At 70.4% G+C, this 23,476-nt stretch carries 23 protein-coding genes; 3 read left to right on the top strand and 20 right to left on the bottom strand.

What is annotated here, in order from left to right; genetic code table 11:
* Positions 1-14: 14 nt before the first annotated feature.
* The 10 genes from ACLQ2O_RS26670 to ACLQ2O_RS26625 form a co-directional block, all read right to left on the bottom strand.
* Positions 15-815 (bottom strand): TadE/TadG family type IV pilus assembly protein, encoded by an 801-nt coding sequence (locus tag ACLQ2O_RS26670; protein WP_425836081.1) that lies wholly within the window; start codon positions 813-815, stop codon positions 15-17.
* Positions 799-1,284, bottom strand: coding sequence for a TadE/TadG family type IV pilus assembly protein (locus ACLQ2O_RS26665; protein WP_425836079.1), 486 nt, complete (start codon positions 1,282-1,284; stop codon positions 799-801). The genes ACLQ2O_RS26670 and ACLQ2O_RS26665 overlap by 17 nt, the downstream gene beginning before the upstream one ends.
* Complete coding sequence (locus ACLQ2O_RS26660) at positions 1,281-1,790, bottom strand: TadE family protein (protein WP_425836077.1); 510 nt, start codon at positions 1,788-1,790, stop codon at positions 1,281-1,283. The genes ACLQ2O_RS26665 and ACLQ2O_RS26660 overlap by 4 nt, the downstream gene beginning before the upstream one ends.
* A 3-nt stretch (positions 1,791-1,793) precedes the next feature.
* Positions 1,794-2,012 (bottom strand): hypothetical protein, encoded by a 219-nt coding sequence (locus ACLQ2O_RS26655; RefSeq protein WP_344171457.1) that lies wholly within the window; start codon positions 2,010-2,012, stop codon positions 1,794-1,796.
* A gap of 101 nt (positions 2,013-2,113) precedes the next feature.
* Positions 2,114-3,034 carry a type II secretion system F family protein gene (locus ACLQ2O_RS26650; RefSeq protein WP_425836074.1) on the bottom strand — a complete coding sequence of 307 codons (921 nt, stop codon included), beginning with the start codon at positions 3,032-3,034 and terminating at the stop codon, positions 2,114-2,116.
* The gene (locus tag ACLQ2O_RS26645; RefSeq protein WP_425836072.1) at positions 3,031-3,936 is read right to left on the bottom strand and encodes a type II secretion system F family protein; all 906 of its coding nucleotides are present in this window, start codon (positions 3,934-3,936) and stop codon (positions 3,031-3,033) included. The genes ACLQ2O_RS26650 and ACLQ2O_RS26645 overlap by 4 nt, the downstream gene beginning before the upstream one ends.
* A gap of 9 nt (positions 3,937-3,945) precedes the next feature.
* Positions 3,946-5,256: a CpaF family protein gene (locus ACLQ2O_RS26640; protein ID WP_425836069.1), complete on the bottom strand. Its 1,311-nt coding sequence runs from the start codon at positions 5,254-5,256 to the stop codon at positions 3,946-3,948.
* Positions 5,253-6,056, bottom strand: coding sequence for a hypothetical protein (locus ACLQ2O_RS26635; RefSeq protein WP_425836067.1), 804 nt, complete (start codon positions 6,054-6,056; stop codon positions 5,253-5,255). The genes ACLQ2O_RS26640 and ACLQ2O_RS26635 overlap by 4 nt, the downstream gene beginning before the upstream one ends.
* Positions 6,056-6,781, bottom strand: coding sequence for a hypothetical protein (locus ACLQ2O_RS26630; RefSeq protein WP_425836065.1), 726 nt, complete (start codon positions 6,779-6,781; stop codon positions 6,056-6,058). The genes ACLQ2O_RS26635 and ACLQ2O_RS26630 overlap by 1 nt, the downstream gene beginning before the upstream one ends.
* A 63-nt stretch (positions 6,782-6,844) precedes the next feature.
* Positions 6,845-7,318: a hypothetical protein gene (locus ACLQ2O_RS26625; RefSeq protein ID WP_425836063.1), complete on the bottom strand. Its 474-nt coding sequence runs from the start codon at positions 7,316-7,318 to the stop codon at positions 6,845-6,847.
* 176 nt (positions 7,319-7,494) lie between these two features.
* Here ACLQ2O_RS26625 and ACLQ2O_RS26620 point away from each other — a divergent pair, with 176 nt between their 5' ends.
* From ACLQ2O_RS26620 to ACLQ2O_RS26610, 3 genes are read left to right on the top strand one after another with little or no spacing between them, the layout of a single operon-like run.
* Complete coding sequence (locus tag ACLQ2O_RS26620) at positions 7,495-14,691, top strand: hypothetical protein (RefSeq protein ID WP_425836061.1); 7,197 nt, start codon at positions 7,495-7,497, stop codon at positions 14,689-14,691.
* Positions 14,688-15,230, top strand: coding sequence for a hypothetical protein (locus ACLQ2O_RS26615; RefSeq protein ID WP_425836059.1), 543 nt, complete (start codon positions 14,688-14,690; stop codon positions 15,228-15,230). The genes ACLQ2O_RS26620 and ACLQ2O_RS26615 overlap by 4 nt, the downstream gene beginning before the upstream one ends.
* Positions 15,230-15,775, top strand: a complete 546-nt coding sequence (locus tag ACLQ2O_RS26610; RefSeq protein WP_425836057.1) for a hypothetical protein — start codon at positions 15,230-15,232, stop codon at positions 15,773-15,775. The genes ACLQ2O_RS26615 and ACLQ2O_RS26610 overlap by 1 nt, the downstream gene beginning before the upstream one ends.
* Here ACLQ2O_RS26610 and ACLQ2O_RS26605 read toward each other — a convergent pair.
* The 10 genes from ACLQ2O_RS26605 to ACLQ2O_RS26560 all read right to left on the bottom strand — a co-directional run bounded on the left by ACLQ2O_RS26605 (position 15,760) and on the right by ACLQ2O_RS26560 (position 23,356).
* Positions 15,760-16,392 (bottom strand): acVLRF1 family peptidyl-tRNA hydrolase, encoded by a 633-nt coding sequence (locus ACLQ2O_RS26605; RefSeq protein WP_425836055.1) that lies wholly within the window; start codon positions 16,390-16,392, stop codon positions 15,760-15,762. The two genes, ACLQ2O_RS26610 and ACLQ2O_RS26605, sit on opposite strands and share 16 nt — an antisense overlap.
* On the bottom strand, positions 16,389-16,760 hold the full coding sequence (locus ACLQ2O_RS26600) for a cupin domain-containing protein (RefSeq protein ID WP_425836053.1): 372 nt from the start codon (positions 16,758-16,760) through the stop codon (positions 16,389-16,391). Before ACLQ2O_RS26600 ends, ACLQ2O_RS26605 begins: the two co-directional genes overlap by 4 nt.
* An 80-nt stretch (positions 16,761-16,840) precedes the next feature.
* Complete coding sequence (locus ACLQ2O_RS26595) at positions 16,841-17,224, bottom strand: metal-sulfur cluster assembly factor (protein ID WP_425836051.1); 384 nt, start codon at positions 17,222-17,224, stop codon at positions 16,841-16,843.
* Entirely contained in the window at positions 17,217-17,675 is a 459-nt protein-coding gene (gene sufU, locus ACLQ2O_RS26590) for a Fe-S cluster assembly sulfur transfer protein SufU (RefSeq protein WP_344171432.1), read from the bottom strand. The genes ACLQ2O_RS26595 and sufU overlap by 8 nt, the downstream gene beginning before the upstream one ends.
* Before the next feature lie 3 nt (positions 17,676-17,678).
* Positions 17,679-18,935 carry a cysteine desulfurase gene (locus tag ACLQ2O_RS26585; RefSeq protein ID WP_425836049.1) on the bottom strand — a complete coding sequence of 419 codons (1,257 nt, stop codon included), beginning with the start codon at positions 18,933-18,935 and terminating at the stop codon, positions 17,679-17,681.
* Positions 18,932-19,696 carry a Fe-S cluster assembly ATPase SufC gene (sufC, locus tag ACLQ2O_RS26580; RefSeq protein ID WP_425836047.1) on the bottom strand — a complete coding sequence of 255 codons (765 nt, stop codon included), beginning with the start codon at positions 19,694-19,696 and terminating at the stop codon, positions 18,932-18,934. Before sufC ends, ACLQ2O_RS26585 begins: the two co-directional genes overlap by 4 nt.
* Positions 19,697-19,720: 24 nt before the next feature.
* The gene (locus ACLQ2O_RS26575) at positions 19,721-20,056 is read right to left on the bottom strand and encodes a non-heme iron oxygenase ferredoxin subunit (protein ID WP_425836045.1); all 336 of its coding nucleotides are present in this window, start codon (positions 20,054-20,056) and stop codon (positions 19,721-19,723) included.
* A 2-nt stretch (positions 20,057-20,058) separates the two neighbouring features.
* Positions 20,059-21,249 (bottom strand): Fe-S cluster assembly protein SufD, encoded by a 1,191-nt coding sequence (gene sufD, locus ACLQ2O_RS26570; RefSeq protein ID WP_425836043.1) that lies wholly within the window; start codon positions 21,247-21,249, stop codon positions 20,059-20,061.
* Positions 21,249-22,661: a Fe-S cluster assembly protein SufB gene (gene sufB / locus ACLQ2O_RS26565; RefSeq protein WP_425836041.1), complete on the bottom strand. Its 1,413-nt coding sequence runs from the start codon at positions 22,659-22,661 to the stop codon at positions 21,249-21,251. Before sufB ends, sufD begins: the two co-directional genes overlap by 1 nt.
* Positions 22,658-23,356, bottom strand: a complete 699-nt coding sequence (locus ACLQ2O_RS26560) for a helix-turn-helix transcriptional regulator (protein ID WP_425836518.1) — start codon at positions 23,354-23,356, stop codon at positions 22,658-22,660. Before ACLQ2O_RS26560 ends, sufB begins: the two co-directional genes overlap by 4 nt.
* Positions 23,357-23,476 lie beyond the last annotated feature (120 nt).

The following is a 23,476-nucleotide window of genomic DNA, read 5'->3' as shown; positions in this document are numbered from 1 at the left end:
CCTCGGCGTACTCATCAGCCGCCCGCGCTGGTCGGCGGCGTCGACGGTGTGGGCGACGTCGGTGTCGGCGACGTGGTGTCGGACGGGTCGTCGGTCGGGGACGGGCTGTCCGTCGGCGTGATGCTCGGCGTACAGGTCGACGGGAACGGGATCGGGATCGGCGGTTCCCAGGGGGGCGTCGGCGAGCCGATCGTCCACTTCGGGCAAGGGAAGTCGATCGGTGGCGGTACGGCGGTCGATTCCACCGGGACGTTGGAGCCCGGCCCATCCGGTCTGGTCTCGACCACGAGCGGCGGGATCTTCGTCGGGGCGTCGTCGGGTTTGGACACGCCCTGCTCGGTGTGCGCTTCGCCGACTCCGCTTGCGGTCAGGTTCTGGATGCCGACCATGCCGAGAAAGGTGGTCTTGTTGTCGATCTTCACCTGGACCTGCAGGTGCTCGGCGTCGATCTCGCTCGTTCCGCACTCGGTGACCGCCGGATCGTTCTGGGTCACCTTCGCGCAGAACGTCCCGACCGCGTCGCCCGCCTTGGTGATGTCGATCTTCGCCTCGGCGGAGTTGAAGTCGATGGTGCCGACGCCGGCCCGGGCTGCTTCCTGCGCGTAGCCGACGGCCCGGGACCGAGCACCGAGTTGGCGGCCGCCGTCGATGACGAGGCCGGCCAGGGTGAAGATCATCAGGGCGAGGATCACCACCGCCGGGCTGAGAGCGCCGCGGTCGTTGCTGGGGGCATCGATGCGGAACCAGTTGGTCAGCCGGGTGACAGTTCGGCGTACGGCGGGCGCCCGGCCCGCGCGGCTACGGGTTCTCGCCATCTCGGACTCCTCGGTAGGGGTCGAGAGAGCTGGAGAACTTCTTGGTGATCGTCGTGTCGCCGCCGATGCCGAGCAGGCCGAGGTCGCGGTAGTTGATGGTGCAGGTCACCTCGACCGACAGCGGGGTGCCGGCGACGAAGCCGGTGGTGATCGAGCCCGAGGCGGAGGTCTTGCAGGACTCGACGGCCTGGTCCATCGTGCGAGCGACGGCCTGGTCGACCTTGGTCTGCGCCCCGCCGAGGCTGCGCTCCTGGCTCGCTGACCGGGCGCCGTCGCGGGCGGCGTTCTCGAGCAGCGACGAGGTCTGGAAGTACCGGCCGCAGGCGAGCAGGAAGAAGAACAGGATCAGCAGGATGGGCGCGAGGATGACCATCTCCAGGGCCATCGTGCCGCGCTCCGTACGGCGCTCGCGCCGCAACGCGGCGCGAAGGCCGGGGGAAGCCGGGCGGCCCGGCGTACGTGTGCTCATTCGCCGTCGTCCGCTTCGAATTCCTCGATCGGGCCGGTGGCCGTACGGGAGACGGTCAGGGTCAGACCGGGAACCAGCGAGATGGTCTCGCCGGTCACGGTGAAGGAGACCTGCCCCTCGGGGTCGTTGTACGCCGGAGCATCGACCTTCGCGTCGCCGAGGGAGTTACCGCCCAGTTGCTGCGCGTAGGCCTCGATGTCGGCGCGGACCTTCTCACCGACGGCCGGGCTGTACAGCTCGGGCTGCACGAGCCGCAGCCGCGAGACGCCTTCCTGCGCCGCGTTCAGGGCCACCGAACGCCCGTACAGCCACAGGGCGCTCTGGATGGAGACGAAGATCAGCGCCAGGATCGTCGGGGCGAGGATGGCCAGCTCCAGGGAGCTGGCACCTCGTTCCGACCGGGCCGAAAAGGGTACGCCGAAGCGCCGCCTGGACGAGCCGGCTCCGCCGGTCCGGGCGAGGCGGTGCCCGGTGGTGGCGGTGGTACGCCGACGTCCCTGCGGCAACGCTCAGCCCTTCTGGATCTCGCCGGTGCGCTTGTCGATGACGCCCTTCACCACGGCGCCGATGGCGATCGCGGCGGCGACCAGGATGGCCGAGATGATCGCCCACTCCAGCGCCGAGGCCCCGAGCTCGCTCTCACCCCGCCGGGCCTTGGCCCGTTGGTTGTGGGCCCGCGCCAGCGCGTAACCGACCATCGCGCGCACGAACTGCACTTCCAGGTTCATCCGATTGCCTTTCCCACTCGTGAGCCCGAACCGGGCCTCAGTATGCCCGGTACGACGATCGAACTGCCTCGACGGATCCCCTGCCCGACCCGTCGCCACCACTAACTTCCCAGGATCGCGGCTCCCGCCGGGTAGCCGAGGAAGAGCATGAAGGCGGCGCACATGACGAGCTGGGCCACCAGCATGGACTGGGAGCGTTCGCCGGCCTTGCCTTCGACGTCGGCGAGCTCCTTGCGGCGCAGCGACGCGGCGCGGGACAGCAGGGAGGCGCGGATCTTGGCGCCTTCGTCGCCGGCCAGGGCCAGGGCGGAGGCGAGGTCGCGGAGCTCCTCGACGCCGAGGTCCTCGCCGAGGCGGGCCATCGCGTCCCAGGGGGTGATGCCGATCAGGCGCGCGTTGGCCAGGGCCTGGCGGATCCGGGCCATCGCCCAGTGATCGCCGATCGTGGACGCCGTCATCAGCGCCTCGGGCAGGCCGCGGCCGCCGGCCAGGTTCATCGCGACCAGGTCGAGGAAGCTGCCGACCACGTGCCGGAAGTCGCGGCGGCGTTCCTCCGCCTCCTGGCGCAACGCCAGGTCGGGCAGGAAGAACGCGAACGTCATCGCGGCCAGCGTGACGACGGCCGGGGCCGCGCCCGGTGCCGGGAAGCCCAGGTACGACGCGGCGAACAGCACCAGCGGGATGAAGATCAGCGCGCCGAGCGCGAAGAACACCTTGGTGGCGAGCATCGCCGCGAACGACTGGTTCATCACCGCGAGGTCGCGGCGCAGCCGGCCGAACGCCCAGCCGCGCGCGTTCGCCTCGGCCTCGAGCCGGCGACCGAGGGTCTCGCGGGCCTTGTCGACCCCGCCGAGCACCTTCTCCCCCGCCGCGCTCGCGGTGGAGGCGCTCGTGTACCCGGCCCGGCCCGCGTCGATGCGCGCGATCGTCGACAGCACGTTCGGCGCCGGCCGGACGAGCATCCGGACCAGGAGGAACACCCCGATGCCGACCAGGCCGCCACAGATGAAGGCCCACGTCATCCGCCCACCACCTCCATCCGATCGTCGCCGGCCCGCGCGGACCGCTTGTCGTCGGCCTTGATCAGGAACCGCTCGGGCACCTCGATCTTGGCCAGCTTGCGCAGCCAGACCAGCCCCACGGCGTACAGGGCGATCACCAGGAACAGCACGAACTGGCCGACGAAGCTCGTGTACGGCTCGACGTACTGCGGGTTGAACAGCACCAGCGCGGCCGCGACCACCAGCGTGATCGCGACGACGACCTGGACCGACCGGCGGGTCGAGCGCCGTTCGGCGGCGACCTTACGGCGTACGTCGAGCTCTTCGCGGGCCGAGTCGGCCAGGGCGGTCAGCACCTCGCGCAGACCGGGGCCACGCAGCCGTGCGTTCAGGACCAGGGCGGCGACGATCAGGTCGGCCGACGGGTCGTCCAGGTCGTCGGCGAACCGCATCAGGGCCGAGGGCAACGGTTCGCGGATCCGCAGCCGGTCGACCAGCAGGTTGAGGCCGGGCTTGATCGCCGGGGCGGCGTTCACGGCGGTCGCCGGGATCGCCTGCTCCAGGCCGACCGCGCCGGCGATCGTGTCGCGCAGCGCCTCGGTCCAGGTGGCCAGCGCTTCCAGCCGCTCGATCGCGCGGCGTTCCTCGCCGGTGCCGCCGAAGAAGCGGTCGGCCATCGCCGCCAGCAGACCGAGCGCGACCGCGAGCACGAGCCAGCGGGTCACCACCAGCACGATCACGCCGACGGCGAGACCGGCACCGAGCCGGGTCAGCTGCCGCCGGTTGTCCGCGCTGCGGCCGCGCTTGAACAGCGACGGCGTCTCCTCGCGCGGTTCGGTGCCGCGGAGCGCGATGACCAGCAGCAGGATCCCACCGCCGACCACCGCGCCGCTCAGCAGCGAGATCAGGGTCCGGTCATCCATCGGTTCTCCTCACGCCCACCGGCCGTGCACCATCGGCTGGTAGCCGAAGTGCTCGAGCTCGTCGATGCAGGCGATCGGCGCGTGCGCCGCGGCCCGGCCGTCCGGTCCCGGCGCGAACACCTCACCGGACAGCACCCGGCCGTCCCAGCCGGTCACCTCGCGGATGCTCTCGACGTACCGGGTGAGCGTGCCGCCGTGCTGGTAGTCGTTGTGCTTGCGGACGAACACGACGAAGTCGAGCGCGCCCGAGATCAGCATCTGGGTGGCTTCCATCGGCAGCCGCTCGGTCGCCTGGATCGCGTAGGTGCTGATCCGGTTGAAGACCTCCATCGAGCTGTTCGAGTGGATCGTCGACAGCGAGCCGTCGTTGCCCTGGCTCATCGCGTTCAGCATCGTGACGATCTCGTCGCCGAGCACCTCACCGACGATGACGCGGGACGGGTTCATCCGCAGCGAACGGCGGACCAGGTCGGCCATGCTGACCTCGCCGACGCCTTCCGAGTTCGGCAGCCGCTCCTCGAACGCGACGACGTTCGGGTGCAGGTCCTGGAACTCGCCGAGCCCGAGCTCGAGCGACCGCTCGACCGTGATCAGCCGCTCGTGCGGCTGGATCTCGTTGGCCAGCGCGCGCAGCATCGTGGTCTTGCCGGAGTTGGTGGCGCCCGCGATCATCACGTTCTTGCGGGCCGCGACGGCCGCCTTCAGGAACGAGCCGATCTCGTCGGAGAAGGTGCCGTTGGCGACCAGGTCCTTGAGGAAGACCCGGCCGAGCCGCGAGCGCCGGATCGAGACCGCCGGGCGCGACGTCACGCCCATCACGGCCGAGAGCCGGGAACCGTCGGGCAGCCGCAGGTCGAGCTGCGGGTTGGCCGAGTCGAACGGGCGGCTGGTCAGTCCGGCGTGCGCGGCCAGGACCTGGATCAGCTCGACCAGTTCATCGTCGGACTCCGCGACCGGTCCGGGGCGCTCCTCGCGGCCGTCGCCGTACTGGACGAAGACCTGGTCGTACCCGTTGATGTCGATGTTCTCGACGTCGAGGTCGTCGATCAGCGGCTGCAGCCGCCCGACGCCGAACAGCGCGGAGTGGATCGCGCCGGCGATCTGCGCGTCGTCCTCGGGCGTCGGCGGCGTCCGGCCCTCGGCCAGCTCGTAGCGGGCGTGGTCCTCGAGCACCTGCACGATCAGGGAGCGGGCGTACTCACGCTCGTCCTCGGCACTCATCGGCGGTACGCCGTTGACCTGGTCGCGGCGGCGCTGCTCGTTCAGCCGCTCGGCGACCTGGACGCGCAGCTTGCGGACCAGCTCCTGGTCGGTGATCACCGCCGCACCTCCCCGTCGCGCGGCAGGGCCTGCGCCATGTCGTACTCGTACTGCGAGGGCGCGCCGACGACCGACGCCATCTCGGCGGCGATCTCGCTGCCGGTCCGGATCAGCGCGGTCTTCTCGAGCCGGCCGTGCCCACGCCCGTCGAAGAACGACGCGCCGATCGGGTCGTACGCGAGGTGCCAGCGGTGGTGGATCTGGATCGACATCGCGTCCAGCACCGACCACACCTGCTTGACCCCGTCACGGCGCTTCGGGTCGGCGACGACCATCACGGCGAGCCGTGCGTCGACGTGGTGCACCAGCGACGACAGCCGTTCGCGCAGGTGCGCCACCGACGAACCGGTCGCCGAACAGACCAGGACGACCAGCCGAGCAGCCTGTACGACGGGCAGCTGCGGCGACGAAGGCCCGATCCGCCCGCAGTCGGCCAGGACGTCGGCGCCGTGCATCTGGTTGAACGTGATGCCCAGCGGCGCCCACAGGCCGCCCATGCCGCCGATCTGCTCGGGCGATCGCACCCCGAGCATGACGTCCAGCCCGCCGTCGAGCTGCTGGCTGTGGGCCATGATGACCTCGTCACCGAGGCCCTTGCGGCCCGCGGCGGCCAGGCTGACCAGTCCGCGGTCGGAGTTGAGCGGCTGGCCGCCGGGCGCCGTCATCCGGATCGCGACGTCGCTGCCCGCCGGGTCGCACTCGGTCAGCAGCACCTGCCGCGGCCAGAGCGCTCCCAGCACCAGACCGGCCGTCGTCACTCCCGGCGAGCCCTTGGCGCTCGCCAAAGCGACCAGTGCCATCAGCGGGCTCCGGGGTCGTTGGAGATCTCCGGCTTCACCGAGTCGGCCAGCTTGACCAGGACGAGCGTCTTGGCCGCGGCGGCGGCCGCCACGGTGGTGGCCCGGGTGTCCGGGATCAGCACGGTGACGTTGACCGTGGTGTTGGCGCCGGTCTTGCCGTCGGTGAGCGTGTTCCCGCTGGTCGCGGTCACTCTGGCCGCCGGGGCGATGACCATCGCCTGGCCGTTCTCCTGGTTGGCGGCCGGGATCCGGACCAGCCGGACGATGTCGCCGATCTCGATCTGCTCGGCCGGCGCCCGGCCGCTCTCCAGGCTGATCCCGACCAGTGCACCGCCCTGGGGGACGGCGTCGGCGATGAAGTTCTTCTTCGACACGAACTGGCCCGCGTAGATCCAGCCGGTCGTGTACTGGTCCTTCAGCGAGGCCCGGTCGGACCACAGCACCAGCGTGCGGGTCGCGCCGGCCAGGTCGCCGCGGGTCAGGTCCTCGTCCTGGATCTTGTGCCCGGGAGGCAGGTTCTCCTTGACCGCCACGAAGTACTGACGGTCGCCGCTACGCAGGGCGATCAGCGTGGAGCCGGCCGCACCGAGCAGGATCAGGATCACCGCCAGGGCGGCCAGCGCGGGGCGGCGCTCGCGACTGCCGGGCAGGCGTCTGCCGGAGCCGCTGGGCTTGGCCGCGCGGGCGCCGGCGGCCTGGGGACGGTTGGAGGAGGAGAAACTCACGGGCCTACCGTAATGGCCAGCGGGGACCATCCGCGCCGATAGGTCCACGGCGTGGCAAGGCTGTTACCCGGCGGCCACCTCCGAGACCTCTTCCGGGGTCAGCAGCTCGGTGAACGCACCGGGTCCGCCGTACAAGTGGTCTAGATAGCTGTACAGCGCCAGCAGGCACCGGCCGAGCTCGCTCTGCCACTCCGCCGCCGCGGCGAGCTCGACCGCCAGTTCGCGGCCCTCGGCCAGCGTCACGGCCGCGTTGACCGGCTGGTCGAGCCGCGCATCCGCTTCCGTCGCCGACAGGTCCACCGGTACGCCGTGCCCGCGGGCCTTCCGGATCCGCCGGGCCAGGGCCGCGCGGTCCGGCTCGGGCAGCAACCGGTCGAAGCCGGCACCGCCGTACAGGTCGTCCAGGTAGCTGGTCAGGGAGCCGAACAGCTCCAGGCCGTCGTACTCGGGGCCGGTGAGGTTGGTGTGCCGCAGGCGGGAGGTCAGGCTGCGGGCTTCGGCGACGGTCCACGACGAGGGCGACAAGACGGTACTCACCGAACCAGCCTGGCACACCCAGGTTGATGCATCAGGCAACGACAGTGGACGGGGCATGTCAATCACCCACCGTTTCGGGATCGAGATCGGTACTTGGTTGCCCGATGGAACCCGAACGGTTACTTTGCGGTCACACGGACGTCACAATGAAGTGATCGACGAGGGGGCGAGCAGCGATGACCGAGTCACCGGAGGGCCCTTCGCCGGCCGGCGGTACGCGACTGCGGTTCACACCGCACGAGCGGGCGCGCGCGGCCCTGGGGGTCGCACTGGGAGTGGTTTCGCCGGAGGCCGTCGCGCTCGACGACGGCCGGGTCCGGCTCGGCGGCGCTGGTGAGCTGCTGGAGCAGGCGGCGATGGACCGGCTCGACCGGCGGCTGGCCGCGATGGCCGCGCGCGAGGACATCAGCGACCAGCGTCTCCTGGTGGAGGCGGTCGCCGCACTGGGCGCGGAGGTCGACCACACCCGCGGCGGCTCGTCGCCGGTGGACGGAGCGACGGTCGCACTGGACCAGTTGCTCGACCTGCCCGATGTCAACGAGGGCGTGCGGGACGAGGCCAGGACGGTCCTGCGGAACGTCCTGGAGACCAACCCGCTCACCACCGACTCCGCCGTACGGCGTCTGTCGGCCGAGCGGGCCGCTCAACACCCTCCCCTGGTCGCCGACACCGTCAGCGCGGCCGCGACGATCCAGCGCGAGGCCGAGCTGCTCGGTCGCCCGGGCACTCCCCCAGCTGTCGTACGACGACCGACCGGGACAGGCCGGCACCGGCGTCAGGCCGGAGCGCGCCACCGCAAGGCCGAAGGCGCCCGCACAGCCGTCACACCGGCTGTCGGCGGGCTGACCGCAACGGGCCGCCCGGAGTCCGAGCCGAGGCTGACTCCTCCGGAGGCGCTCGCTGCCCTGAGGTCCGTCCAGCCCGGCGACCTGCCCGGCGAGATCACCATCCCGAACGACGTCACCAACCGCCGGCTCGCTCTGGTCACCACCGCCGAGCACGGCCCCCAGTACTTCCGGGTGGCAGAGGAAGAGCCCCCGGGCCGCCTGGTCGCGCAGACCACAGTGCGCGCGGGCACCCTGAACGACCCGCACGTGGTGCGGATCGCCGGCCGGGTGCCGGCCGAGCAGCTCCCCCGCGTCTGGACCAGCCAGATCGGTGGGACCCTCCGGGAGATCAGCACCAAGCCGCCCACCACCCTCGTCGGCAGGCTCAGCGCCCAGTTCCCCCAGTTCCAGGGCCGCGAACGGCGGGCGGCAGGGCAGTACGACCAGTTCCGGCTGGTCAGTCGCAACTGGCGGGAAGCGCAGCTCCAGGCCACGCCTGACCAGGCCGAGCTGACCCGGCTGCGCGGCCAGCTCGAGCAGCTGGCCAAGGCGATCGAGCGGACCGGACGGCCGGCTCCCGCACTTCCCGACTCGCCCCGCGCACTGCACGTCGTCGCCCAGCCCCAGACCGTGCCGGCTCCGCCCGCACCGAACACACCGGCGCACCTGCGCGAGCAGGTGGTCCAGGAGATGGCCGGCCTCGAGAAGGCCGCCGGAGCGCTCGACAGCCGCGCGGAGTTCCGCCGTACGACGGCCAAGGCTGCCACCGCGGCGGCCACGCTGTCGGTCGAAGAAGCAGTGGTCGAGGAAGGTCGCAACGACTCCGCCGCGCCCGTGCGTGGGCGGAAGCTCCGGAACGCGGCGGCGTCGTCGACCAGGAAGGCCGGGCGGCACACGACGATCGCCAAGACCTGCGACGTCGCGGCGACGAAGGCCCGCGAGGCCGGTACGGCGTACGGCGCTCTGCTGACCAAGCTGGACGAGCTGGAGGCCTCGGGCGGCACGCCAGGGCCGGAGATCAAGCAGCTGGCCCAGGCGGCGACCGAGAAGGTCTCGGCGTACCGGACCGCCGCCGCGGCCACCCTGCCGTCGCCGGAGATCCAGCACACCGCCATCACGTCCGGCCGCATCCCGCACCTGACCAGGCTCACCCGCGAGCTCAACCAGGAGCTGGCCGCCCGGAAGAGTCCCTTCCGCTTCACGCCGGAGATGCTGCACCGTGAGCTCCGGTCGAGGACCCGGCGGGTGCTCGCACCGGACGGCCTGCTCCTCACCGTCGGTAACGACCCCCGCGCCGACGTCGACACCCTGGTCCAGTTCAAGCTGAAGCTGAGCCCCGGTGAGCTGCGCGAGGTCATGGGATCGCCGCTGACCTTCGACGAGGGCGCGCTGGCCCAGCTGCGGCAGGGCGGCTTCAGCGTCGCGACGACCACTGTCCAGTCACTCGGCGAGAACGGTGGCGCCGGCCTCAAGACCCTGACGTCGGTCTTTCCCGACCACAGCGCGCTGAAGGCCGTCTCGAACGTCGTCACGCCCGGTTTCGAGTTCGCCGTCGGCCAGACCCACTCGGTCTCCACGAGCGCCCAGGAGAACGGCCTCTACGGCGCGGTCGAGATCCTGAACGACGAGATCCTGCGCTACGCCGCCGACGCCCCGCAGTGGCGCTGGCAGGTCCGCGAGGGGGTGACCGCGCCGTGGTCGCAGACGAACGTGGTCGACGCAGGCGATGCCGAGGACTCCACCCAGCTCGTGCTCGGGATCAGCCACAGCTACACCGTCGCCCCGCCGGAGGACACCGTCCGGCTGGACGATCTCGAGTTCGGGCCGGACGTCGACCCCGCGGTCGACCTGGTGCGGGCCGAGGAACTGCCCGAGCACGTCGCGACGCGGGTCGACGGCGTGGACGAGCTGGCCGACCAGGGCATCGCGGGGCTGCAGGCCCGGATCGGCTCGCTCGACCGGACCGCGCACGACCAGATCCGCGCGCTCTGCACCGAGGACGCGCCGGCCTCGCTCACCGAGGCGAGCCGGACGGGCGGCTTCGGCCGGGTCATCTACAACAACGGGCGCGCGGTCGCGTACGCGCAGTTCGAGGTGGAGGTCGACAAGGACTCCGCCGAGCTGCTCAGCGACAGCTCCCCCGACCACAAGATCGAGCGGATCCGGGTCGGCTTCTCCGGCGCGAGCGGCAGCCAGTCCTTCGGGACGTCTTCCTCGGTCACGGCCACCCTCGGCACGGGGGTGTCCGACCTGGGTGACGGCACGACCGACTTCGGCCCGGTCCTGCGCGGCGGCCGGTCGGTCTCCCGCGGTGACAGCCTCAGCGTCAGCGACGTCGCGATCCACCCGAGCGTCCAGCGCACCGAGCAGACCGTCGGGGTCAAGCTGAAGCTGAAGAAGACGCTGACCTTCCACCGGCTCGACCAGGACGTGTCGTTCGACGTCCGGCACACGGGCGACGCGGTGATCCGGCTGCCCGAGAACGAGGCGGCCGACTACGACCTCCCGGTCCCGAAGGCCGCGCTGGTGCTCGACGAGAACGGCAAGGCGCAGCTCAGCGCGGACGGGGGCGTCCTGACCCGCGGGTGCGCCCAGCCGGGTGAGGAGCTGAGCCTCCCGGTCTGGCTGGGTGACGGGGAGGGACAGTTGCGCGGCGCCGGGCCCGCGCTGGTGCAGAAGCTCCGTGGCGCCGACCCGGCGTACAAGGCCTTCGTGCGGCACCTCAGCGACGAGGGCATGGTGCCGCAGCTGGACGACAAGTTCCGGCCGATCATGAGCACGCTGGTCGGTAAGGACCCGGCGCTGGTCGCCAGCCAGCTGGCCAACCTCGAGCGGGTCGCGCAGCAACTGTCGCGGCACCGGCTGGAGACCGGGTACGACACGGCCTGTCAGAGCGGCATCACGTTCGCGCTGACCCAGCACCAGAACCGGCACACGCCCCGGGAGCGGACCTACCGGATCGCGATCAAGCAGCACTTCGACAAGACGGGCCCCAGGAAGCCCAGGTGGCTCGGGCTGAACAGCTCGCAAACCGCCGCCAACCTGCACATCGGGTCGAACACCACCAGCCGGTCCCGGAGCCGCTCGAAGGGGCTGCCCTGGAAGGTCCGGCTCGGTTTCAGCGACAAGCCCCTGGAGGGGCAGGCCGGCAGTACGCCGGACGGCGGACCGGCGTACGGGCGGTCCTCGCTCGGCCGGTTCTTCAACTGGGTCACCGGTACGACGGTCAACGGCGTGACGCTGACCGAGAGCTCGGGGCCGCTGGCCGACTTCCGGATCTCGCACACGCTGACCGTCAGCGAGGTGCTCTCCGAGGGCGACTCCGAGATCGTCTCCGTCGAGGGCAGCGCGAAGGTGTCGATCGACAGCGAGTTCTGCGACCGCGGCGAGCCGCAGTGCGTGGCGATCGACGGCGAGGTCGACGCGCAACTGCTGCAGACGGCGACCTGGCAGCACCTCGACGGCGGCGACATCGAGGCACGCCTGACCGCCGCGATGCCGGCGGTCGCGCGGGCCGACTCCGCCGCCCTGCACCACCTGGCAGCCTTCGTCAACGTGCGCAACCTCAACGCGCACCCCGAGATGCTCACCAGCGAGTACAGGACCGACCTCGCGGTCAGCCCGGCGCCGTCGGACCTGACGCAAGCGGTCGCCCAGCGCGGTTTCACGCCCCGCCGCGGCAGCGTCGCGCTGACCACCAAGATCGAGAACCTACGGTACGTCGGCAGCGGGCACCCGATCATCGGCGACATCAACCTCACCCTCGACAGCGCCGGCTTCACCACCGGCGCCTCGACCGGCAACACCGCGGGCATCGACGGCGGCAGCGGGTCGGCGCAGGCCTCCGGTGACGCCATGAGCGCCTCGGTCGGTGTGAGCCGCTCAGGAAGCATCTCCAGCTCCAGCAGCGAGCTGGCGATCCGTGGCGTCGAGCGACTGAACATCAAGGACGGCCAGCACTACCAGTTCGTCGCCGACCTGAAGCTGGAGGCGCGGGTCAAGGCGTCCGGTCTGGCGAGGCCGCAACGGGTCCCGCTGGACGGCGGCCGGGTGATGCTGACGATCCCGGAGCAGGACGCGCTGAAGATGTACGGCGAGAAGGACCTGGACCTGCCGCTGGAGAAGGTGTCGGACGCGGTCGAGCGGCTGCAGGACGGCAATCTCAGCCTGGACCGGCGGACCGCTCAGGCGATGATCCGCCGCTACCAGCGCGACAAGCAGGGCGTCACCACCGGGCTCGCCGTCACGCACACCGACGAGAAGCTGAAGGTCCTGCTCCGGCGGACGACGAAGTCGACCGGGCCGCGGTCGAAGCGGCAGGGGTTCGAGCAGGTCGCCGCCAAGGCGGAGAAGGTGGCCGCGCGCCGGGCCGAGGCGACGCTGCCCGACCACTACCGGACCACGATGGGCGCGGGGCTGATCGACAAGGACATCTTCCGGGACGCCGGCGGCAACGTCACCACGGTGGCGCGTGAGGTGGAGGCGGCCGTCGCCGAGGGCGTGCCCGACGCCCTCCGCGACCCGGCCGTCGGCGCCGCGCTCCGCAGCCAGCTGGCCGGGCTGCGCTACCGCGGGCACGCCGAGAAGATCAAGGACCCGAACGGCCTGAACGTCGAGCTGCCCTTCGGCGGTGAGGAGCCCGGCACGTCGCCGCGCAACCTCCGGGTCCGGGTCCGGATGGTCCGCAGCGGGCCGATCACCATCGACGAGGCACCGGCCTGGAAGCGCGCTCCGCAGGTCCCGCCGAAGCCCACGCCGAAGCCGGGGTCGAAGGAGGCGGAGGAGGCGAAGAAGGCGCAGCAGAACGCGAACGCCATGATCATCCTCCAGGGCTACGACTACACCGAGGAGGGCCGCGCGATCTCCCGGACCGTCGGGTGGAAGGGTGAGCTCGGAGGCGGACAGGTCGAGGGGGACGACGGGTCGGCCGGTCTGAACACCGAGCTGAGCATGACCGAGACCGAGCAGACCGTCGACCAGGGCACCCACCTGAGCCGGGGCCTGTGGGAGGCCAAGCGGGTCGAGCACGACGTCCGGCTCGTCGTCGACGTCTGGGAGACACCGGGCGCCGGAGCGGACACCAAGGGCAGGCTGCGCCAGACCGTCGGCCGCCTGCGCGACGACGCCAACCGCCCGTCCCACCGCCGCGAGGCGACCGGGCGGCTGACGCTGCTCGTCCCGGCCTCGGACGTCAACCAGGTCCCGCTGAAGGCGCCGGCCTTCACCGACCACCGCCCGGTCGCGCTGTCGACGAAGAAGTTCCTGCGTGGGATCCAGCTGCACGACCAGGACGGCAACCTGCCCGACGAGCAGGAGACGATCGAGGACCCGAACTTCGACGACGCGCTGGTCACGCGAGTCACCAGCGAGCTGGCCGGCCGTCGCTGGCTGACCCAGGCCGGTGTCCAGCTGCACAAGGGCATCATCCGCGACGAGCTGAACGGCAGTGCCCGCCGGATCGCGTTCGAGCGTTCCGACGGCACCGGCAGCCCGTGGACGCCGGGCCTGCCGGTCCCGGGCCACGGTGCGCGGCAGGTCCAGCTGCGGCTGCGGGCCGACCTGTCCGGTCTCCAGCTCGTCTCCGGCAGCTCCGGGCAGGCGCAGCTCGGAGAGGCCCACCGCAGGGCGGTCAGCGTCAACAACAGTCAGGAGAGCACCCGGCTCGCGCCGACCAGCCAGAACGTCAACGTCTCCGACCCGGTCACGGGGGTGAAGGTCGGACTGTCGGCCGGCGAGCAGGCGAAGGAGAAGACGTCCGACACCTCCGGAAACCGCGACGAGACCAACTCCAACGAGTCCGGGGAGGTGGTCACCGTCCAGCTGCTGGTCACCTTCCACGTCGATGCCCGGCGACAGCGCACGACCCGCGACCACCAGTCGAAGACCACCCGCGAGAAGACCTTCGCGAACGCCGCGACCGGCGTCGTGACGCTGAGCTTGTTCCGGCACCAGTTCGAGGAGATGCAGGCCCGGATGGAGGCCGGTCAGGCCCCGATGCGGAACTGGAACCCCGACGAGCTGGCGAAGATGGCCAAGCGCGTTCCGGTCCGGCGGGTGACCGCGAGCGAGGTCGTCACCGCGGCCGACGGGACGCGCACCGTCGCGCCGTACCGGCCGCTGGTCGACGCCCTGGCCCAGGCGCGCAAGGAGCAGGTCGAGGTCGTCGTCACCATGAAGGAGGAGGGCGGCGGCAAGCAGGTCTACCGCGCGCTGCCGAACGGCACGATGGTCGGCGTCGGCAAGAACGACGACGGCTTCGGCGCGGCGTTCGGGAACCTGCACCCCTCGCTGGCGATGCTGGCCGAGGACAACAAGATCGACCTGCGGGCGCTGTACGACGGCAAGGGCGCGGGCGAGCGGTTCAGCGGGACCGTCGTCGAGGCCCTGGAGCACAAGGGTGTCGCGGCGTCGGCACTGACCGGGCTCGACCACACCCGGTCGGCGCCGCACAACGCACCCGAAGAGGCACAGGAAGCCAAGGCGCACGCGGCCCGGCACGTGGCGATGGCCCGCGGCAAACGCGGCAGCGGAATGGGAGTGCAGTGACCGACCACGACCCGACGTACGCGATCGCCCGGACCGGCGACGAGACGCTGCTGTTCCTGGAGTTCAACCCGTGCCCGGACTGCGGCTCGATCGAGACGCCCTGGGAGCACGGGCTCGCCGACGAGGACGGCGAGCTGGTGATCAGCTACTCCGGTGTCTGTTCCGGCTGCGGGGCGTCGCGCGAGTACCTCTTCGGGCTGCCGGAGCACGAGTCGGTCGGGCCGTTCCCGAACTTCGGGGGGCCCGAACCGTCGGAGCTGCTCGACGCCGGGCAGTGGATGGCGGTCGCCGACAGCGCGGCCGGCTCGGTGCCCGTGGACGCCGCCGCCGAGGACCAGCGGGCCGCGACGGTGATGCTGATCGCCCGGGCGGCGGTGGAGGAAGTGATCAAGTTCGTCCCGCCGGACGGCGACGCCGTACCGGAGGATGCCTTCTGGACCGACGAGGGGCGTGCGCTGCGCGACGCCGAACCGGGTAGGTTCCGGGTGGAGCGACTGCTCGTCGTCCGTGACAGCTACAGCGATCCGGGAGTTGTTTGATGCTGACCGCGAGGACCTTGGCCGAGGCAGAGGTCTACCTGAGCGTGCTGGCCACCGCCGTCGAGGCGCCGCGGGTGACCGCGACGCCCGAGATCACCCTGACCGAGGGCCAGGACGGCTGGACGGTCAGTTCGCCGTACGGCGAGGTGCAGGTGCTCTACCGGACCGAAGAGGCGGCACGGCTGAGCGAGGCCCGGTTCGGCCTGGCCAACTCGTTGCTGCTCGACGCGGGCGACTGGGTGCAGCTGGCGTCGGTGTGGGCCCGGCGGGCGCAGGACGCCGACCTGGAGTACACCGGGCAGCCCGGCCAGGACCGCGCGCCGGTCGAGCTGAACTGGGAGTTCGCCCGCGACGCGATGCTCGAGGCGCTGAAGTTCCTGCCCGACGGCGCCGACGAGGTCCCCGACGAGGGGTTCTGGACCGAGCTCGGCCTGCGCACGCACGAGATGGACCGCGAGCTGTTCACCCGCGAGCGGCTGACCGAGGACTACGAGTTCTACCGCGACACGCTGATCGACTTCCGCAAGCTCTACGGCGAGGCCTGAGCTTCAGGGTCGGTCAGCTCGATCCGGATCGCCCGGGCATCGGCACCGGCCTGCTCGAGGACCTTCTGCCGGGGATCGGCCACCCCCAGGAAGGGTGGCCGGACCAGCTCTCGCAGCTGCTTGAGCCGAGGGTCCTCCAGCACCGTCTCGATCGCCTTGCGATCTCCGCCGGTCACCACCGCGTCGAGCTTCACCCGCCCCAGGATCCGTACGGCGACCTCGGTCGCCGCGTTGAACGCCTCCCGCGCCTGGTTGTCCCGCCGCCGCGCGAACCGCTGCTGCGACCACCCACCCGCCTTGGTCGTCCCCTGCACGTGCCGCGACCCCACCTTCGAGTCGATCAGCTTGCCACCCACGAACACACCGGCGCCGTAGCCTCCGCGCCGTACGAGCAACAGCCCGATCCGCCGCTCGGCCAGCACGTGCGCCACCAGCCCGTCCCGGCTCAGCTCGAGCAACGGACCGAACGGCACGACGATCTCGGCAACCGCACCGTCCTCCCCCACCAGCCGAACGACCACCGGCCCCACCTCGTACGCCGTGCTCCCGTGCCGCTCACCGAAGCCGGTCAGCCAGCGGTCGAGCCGCTCGGGCGGGACGGAGACGACGCGTGTCACCTGCGGAAGTCCTCGACGTTCACGGTCGGGATGCCGCCGCCGGCCCGGGCGATGATGGCGACTGACGGCTCGTCGGTCGGGTTGGACTCGCGGTGGATGGTGAACGCGGGGACGTGGATGAAGTCGCCGGCTTCGGCGTCGAGGTAGCCCTGGCCGCCGTCGAACTCCAGGCGGAGGATGCCGGAGACGACGTACAGGCTGGTCTCGTTGCGGTCGTGGTGGTGCCAGCCGGAGATGGCGCCGGGCGCTGTCTCGACGCGGCCGGCCCAGAGGATCGGCAGCTCGAACGCCTTCTTCCGGAGCATGCCGCTGGTCGGGTCGGACTCGATCAGGTCGACCTCGCGGATCACGCGCACGGGTTCGCTCATGCGTCCATTGTCACGGACCGGCGCCGGGCATGCGAAAGCCCGGGCCACCTGACCCGGGCTTTGCAGTACTGGGGAGAAGCTCAGACGTTGAAGCCGAGCGCGCGCAGCTGCTCGCGGCCGTCGTCGGTGATCTTCTCCGGGCCCCACGGCGGCATCCAGACCCAGTTGATCCGGAAGTCGTTGACCAGGCCGTCGAGCGACATCCGGGTCTGGTCCTCGATCACGTCGGTCAGCGGGCAGGCCGCGGACGTCAGCGTCATGTCGATGATCGCGGTGTTGCTGTCGTCGACGGTCACGCCGTAGATCAGGCCGAGGTCGACGACGTTGATGCCGAGCTCGGGGTCGACGACGTCCTTGAGCGCCTCCGTCACGTCCTCGACGGCGACACCGCCGCCGGCCGGGGCCGCGGCTGCCTCGAGGTCCACCTCGGGCAGCTCGATCTTCTCTTCGGTCTGGTCAGGCATTGCTCACTCCCTCAGTCTTGGCCAGCGCCTGGGCGGTGGCGTCGCGCCAGGCCGACCAGCCCAGCAGCGCACACTTCACCCGGGCCGGGAACTGCGCGACGCCCGCGAAGGCGACCCCGTCCTCGAGCACGTCCTCGTCCGGTTCGACGTTCCCGCGGCCCTGCATCAGCTCCAGGAACTTCTCGTACGTCGCCATGCCCTCGGCGACCGGCTTGCCGATCACGAGGTCGCTCATCACCGACGTGGCCGCCTGGCTGATCGAGCAGCCGACCGACTGGTGCGTCACGCCGGTCACGGTCTCGCCGTCGAGCTCGACCCGGAGCGTGACCTCGTCCCCGCAGGACGGGTTCACGTGGTGCACCTCCACGTCGTACGGCTCCGCGAGCCCCGCGTGGTGCGGGCTGCGGTAGTGATCCAGGATGATCTCCTGGTACAAGCTGTCGAGCTGCATATCTCAGTCCACCTTGAAGAAGGAACGGACAAATCCGAGTCCGTCGACGAGCGCGTCGACCTCCTCGGGTGTCGTGTACAGGTAGAAAGACGCTCTGGTTGACGATTGCATTCCGAACCGCTCGTGCACCGGCCGCGCGCAGTGATGCCCGGCGCGGACCGCGATGCCCCGGGTGTCCAGCACGGTGGACACGTCGTGCGGGTGGACGCCGTCGAGCTCGAAGCTGATCGCGCCGCCGCGGTCGACCGACTCGGTCGGCCCGAGGATCTTCAGCCCCGGCACGGTCTGCAGGCCTTCCAGCGCGTACGCCGTGATGGCCTGCTCGTGGGCAGCGACCTTGTCCATCCCGATCCCGGACAGGTAGTCGAGCGCGGCACCGAGACCGACCGCCTGCGCGATCGGCGGCGTACCGGCTTCGAACCTGGCCGGCGGCGGCGCGTACGTCGAACCGGTCATTCGGACCACCTCGATCATCTCACCACCACCGAGGAACGGCGGCAGCGAGGCGAGCAGGTCGTACCGGCCCCAGAGCACGCCGATGCCGGTCGGGCCGACGACCTTGTGGCCGGTGAAGGCCAGCAGGTCGGCGCCCAGCGTCGAGACGTCGACCGGGAACTGCGGCACGGCCTGCGACGCGTCGACCACCATCACGGCGCCGACGGCGTGCGCCTTGGCGGCGATCTCGGTGATCGGGTTGATCGTGCCGAGCGCGTTCGACACCCAGGTCAGCGAGACGACCTTGGTGCGCTCGTTGATCAGCTCGTCGATGTTCGACAGGTCCAGCCGGCCGTCGTCGGTGACGCCGAACCACTTCAGCGTCGCGCCGGTCCGCTCGCAGGCCAGCTGCCACGGGACGATGTTGCTGTGGTGCTCCATCTCGGAGATCACCACCTCGTCACCGGGCTTCAGGCCGGCACCGAGCGTGTACGCCGCCAGGTTGAGCGCCTCGGAGGCGTTCTTGGTGAAGACGATCTCGTCGCGGTTGGCCGCGCCGATGAACGCGGCCACCTTGTCCCGGCCGCCCTCGTACGCCGCGGTCGCCTCGGCACCGAGCTGGTGCATGGCGCGGGCCACGTTGGCGTTGTGCCGGAGGTAGTGCTCCTCCAGCGCCTTCACGACCTGCACCGGCTTCTGCGACGTGTTGGCCGAGTCCAGGTAGACCAGCGGGAAGTCGTTGGCCAGCACTCGCGCGAGGATGGGGAAGTCCGCCCGGACCGAGTTCAGGTCCAGCGGACTGCTGAAGGTCCGGGCGTCGCTCATGCCTTGGCGCCTGTCTTCAGGAAGCGCTCGTAGCCGTTGGCCTCGAGCTCGTCGGCGAGCTCGGCGCCACCCTCCTCGGCGACCTTGCCGTCGACGAAGACGTGCACGAAGTCCGGCGTGATGTAGCGCAGGATGCGGGTGTAGTGGGTGATCAGCAGAACGCCCTTGTCACCCTTCTCCGCGAACCGGTTGACGCCGGTGGAGACGACCTTCAGCGCGTCGATGTCGAGGCCGGAGTCGGTCTCGTCGAGGATCGCGATCTTCGGGTCGAGCAGCTCCAGCTGGACGATCTCGTGGCGCTTCTTCTCACCACCGGAGAAGCCCTCGTTCACGTTCCGGGTGCCGAAGTCGGCGTCCATGTCCAGGTCGGCCAGCGCCTTGTTGACGTCCTTGACCCAGGTGCGCAGCTTCGGCGCCTCGCCGTCGATCGCGGTCTTGGCGGTGCGCAGGAAGTTCGACACCGACACACCGGGGACCTCGACCGGGTACTGCATGGCCAGGAACAGGCCGGCCCGGGCGCGCTCGTCGACGGCCATGTCCAGCACGTCCTCGCCGTCCAGCGTCACGGTGCCGCCGGTGACGTTGTACTTCGGGTGGCCGGCGATCGAGTAGGCCAGCGTGGACTTGCCGGAACCGTTCGGGCCCATGATCGCGTGCGTCTGACCACCGGCGATGGTCAGGTCGACGCCGCGCAGGATCTCCTTCGGGCCGTTCTCGGTGTCGACCGACACGTGCAGGTCGCGGATCTCGAGTGTCGCCATGGGTTTTCTTCTATCTCCGTCTGCTTAGGAAGCTTGGTTCAGGGGGTTCTTGACGTCGACCAGCACGTCGTCTCCGTCGAGCCGGACCGGGTAGACCGGGACCGGGTCGTACGCCGGCAGGCTGGTCGGCTCGCCGGTGCGCAGGTCGAACCGGGAGCCGTGCAGCCAGCACTCGATCTCGCAGTTGCCGACGTCGCCCTCGGACAGCTGGATCTGCGCGTGCGAGCACTCGTCGCGGACGGCGAAGACCTGGCCCTCGCTCTTCACGACGGCCACCTCCACGCCTCCGACCTCGGTCGCCAGCACTCCCTCGTCCGGGAGGTCGGCGAAGGCACACGCGCGCTCGAACGTGTCACTCATGCTCAGGCCTTGCTCGCCTCGGTCAGCGCCGCCGTCCGGGCCAGCTTCTGCTCGATCACCTCGTGCAGGTGCTCGGCCACCTCCGGTACGCCGATCCGCCCGATGATGTCGTTGAAGAAGCCGGACACCACCAGCCGGCGGGCCTCGTCCTCGGGGATGCCGCGAGCCTGCAGGTAGAACAGCTGCTCGTCGTCGAACCGGCCGGTCGCCGAGGCGTGCCCGGCTCCCTCGATCTCGCCGGTCTCGATCTCCAGGTTCGGCACCGAGTCGGCGCGGGCGCCGTCGGTGAGCACCAGGTTGCGGTTCAGCTCGAAGGTGTTGGTGCCCTCGGCCGCGGCCCGGATCAGCACGTCGCCAATCCACACCGAACGGGCGTGGTCACCGGCCAGCGCGCCCTTGTAGAGCACGTTGCTCTTGCAGTTGATCGCCTCGTGGTCGACGAACAGCTGGTTCTCGTGGTGCTGACCGGTCTCCGCGAAGTACACGCCGAGGAGTTCGGCGTCGCCACCCGGACCGGCGTACCGGACGTTGGTGGAGAGCCGGACGATCTTGCCGCCGAGCGTGATCGCGACGTGGTTGAGCTTCGCGTCGCGGCCGACCACGGCGTCGTGCTGGCCGATGTGGATCGACTCGTTGTCGCCCTGCTGGATCGACACGACCCGGAGATCCGCGCCGTCGCCGACGACGATCTCCACGTTCGCGCCGTACTCACCGGCGCCGGTGTGGTCGAGGATCACGATGCCGCGGCTGTGCCGACCGGCCTCGATCACCACGTGGCCGAAGCTCCGGCCGCCGAGGCCCGCGATGTTCACGTGCACCGGCTCGGTCAGCTCGGCGTCGTTCGGGATCCGCACGGCCAGCGTCTCACCGGCGTGCTTCCACGCGACGGCGGCGATCCGGTCCTGCGGGGTGAGCGCCTTGACCGCGTCGGCGGCGATCGTCTCGATCACGACACCTTCGGGGCCACGACCGTCGATCTTGACCGTCTCCGTGCCGGCCTCGTCGGCGAACAGCGCCTTCAGTGCCTTGACCGGGGTGAAGCGCCACTCTTCCTCACGGCCGTTCGGCACGGGGAAGTCGGCCACGTCGTACGACGTGGTCCGCTCGCTGCGGGCCTGCAACGGCACCGGGGAGCCCGGTCCGTGGGAGTGCGCCTGGTTGCCGGTGGCAACCAGGGTTTCGGTGGCTGACATCAGCCGACGGCCCCTTCCATCTGCAGCTCGATGAGCCGGTTGAGTTCCAGCGCGTACTCCATCGGGAGCTCGCGGGCGATCGGCTCGATGAAGCCGCGGACGATCATCGCCATTGCCTCGTCCTCGGCCATCCCGCGGCTCATCAGGTAGAAGAGCTGGTCGTCGCTGACCTTGGACACGGTCGCCTCGTGCCCCATCGCCACGTCGTCCTCGCGGACGTCGACGTACGGGTAGGTGTCGGAGCGGCTGATCGAGTCGATCAGCAGCGCGTCGCAGCGCACCGTGGACTTGCTGTGGTGCGAGCCCGGCGCGACCTCGACCAGACCCCGGTACGACGTCCGGCCGCCGCCGCGGGCGACGGACTTGGAGATGATCGAGCTCGACGTGTACGGCGCGTTGTGCACCATCTTCGACCCGGCGTCCTGGTGCTGGCCCTCGCCGGCGAACGCGATCGACAGCGTCTCGCCCTTGGCGTGCTCACCCATCAGGTACACCGCCGGGTACTTCATCGTCACCTTGGAGCCGATGTTGCCGTCGATCCACTCCATCGTCGCGCCCTCTTCGCAGGTGGCGCGCTTGGTGACCAGGTTGTAGACGTTGTTCGACCAGTTCTGGATCGTCGTGTAGCGGCAGCGGGCGCCCTTCTTCACGATGATCTCGACGACCGCGGAGTGCAGCGAGTCCGACTTGTAGATCGGCGCGGTGCAGCCCTCGACGTAGTGCACGTAGGCACCCTCGTCGACGATGATCAGGGTCCGCTCGAACTGGCCCATGTTCTCGGTGTTGATCCGGAAGTAGGCCTGCAGCGGGATGTCCACCTTGACGCCCTTGGGCACGTAGATGAACGAGCCGCCGGACCAGACCGCCGTGTTCAGCGCGGCGAACTTGTTGTCGCCGACCGGGATCACGGAGCCGAAGTACTCCTTGAACAGCTCCGGGTGCTCCTTCAGGCCGGTGTCGGTGTCCATGAAGATGACACCTTGCTCCTCCAGGTCCTCGCGGATCTGGTGGTAGACGACCTCCGACTCGTACTGCGCGGCGACGCCCGCCACGAGGCGCTGCTTCTCCGCCTCGGGGATGCCCAGCCGGTCGTAGGTGTTCTTGATGTCCTCGGGAAGCTCTTCCCAGCTGGTGGCCTGCTTCTCCGTCGAGCGGACGAAGTACTTGATGTTGTCGAAGTCGATGCCGGACAGGTCGGCACCCCACGACGGCATCGGCTTGCGGTCGAAGAGCTTCAGGCCCTTCATCCGCAGGTCGAGCATCCACTCGGGCTCGCTCTTCAGCGTCGAGATGCCTTGCACCACCTCGGCACTGATGCCGCGCTTGGCGACGGAACCGGCAGCGTCACTGTCGGACCAGCCGAACTTGTACGTGCCGAGCCCATCGAGCTCCGGGTGAGCGGTTTGCGTCATCGTGCAGTCCTCGCAGATTCGCCGTCGGATACAGGTGAAACCGGCTGGGAGCCGGGGATGTGCGTCGTACAGACACCGTCGCCGTGGGCGATGGTGGCCAGTCGTTGAACGTGCTTGCCGAGCAACCGCGAGAAAACCTCGGTCTCGGCCTCGCACAACTGGGGGAACTGCTCGGCCACGTGCGCGACCGGGCAGTGGTGCTGGCACAACTGCTCGCCGGCACCGGCCTGCTGGGTGGAGGCGGCGTACCCGTCGCTGCTCAGCGCCTGGGCCAGCACCTCCGCCTTCTCGCTCTCCGGGGCCACGTCCAGCAGTTCGCGGTACCGGTCCTCGACCTCGGCGACCCGGCGCCGGGCGAACTCCGCCACGGCCTGGTCACCGCCGGCCTCGGCGATGAACCGCAGCGCGGTCGCGGCCAGGTCGTCGTAGGCCTGGTGGAACGCGTGCCGGCCGGAGTCGGTCAGCACGAACACCTTGGCCGGACGGCCCCGTCCGCGCGGTCCGTAGATCCGCTCCTCGCGGGACTCGACGAGCCCCTCACCGAGCAGGTGGTCGAGGTGCCGGCGGACCGCCGCCGGGGTCAGTTCGAGCCGTTCGGCCAGCACCGCGGCGCTGGACGGCCCGTTGGTCAGGATCGAGCGGGCGACCCGGTCCCGGGTGGACTCGTCGCGCGCCTGAGCACTGCCCGAAGGCAGGCTGTTCCCCCGGGGGGAGGACGTCGCGGGAGTTTTCACAACATCAGTGTCGCGTAATTACCGGGGCCCTTCAAATAAGGCTGCCCTAACCGGTTCACGTCGTTCCGCCTCAGCCCAACC

The organism is Kribbella sp. DT2, assembly GCF_049844575.1.
Taxonomy (GTDB): Bacteria; Actinomycetota; Actinomycetes; order Propionibacteriales; family Kribbellaceae; genus Kribbella.
Note: the sequence above shows the minus strand (reverse complement) of the source record. Positions and strands in the feature narration are given on the sequence as shown.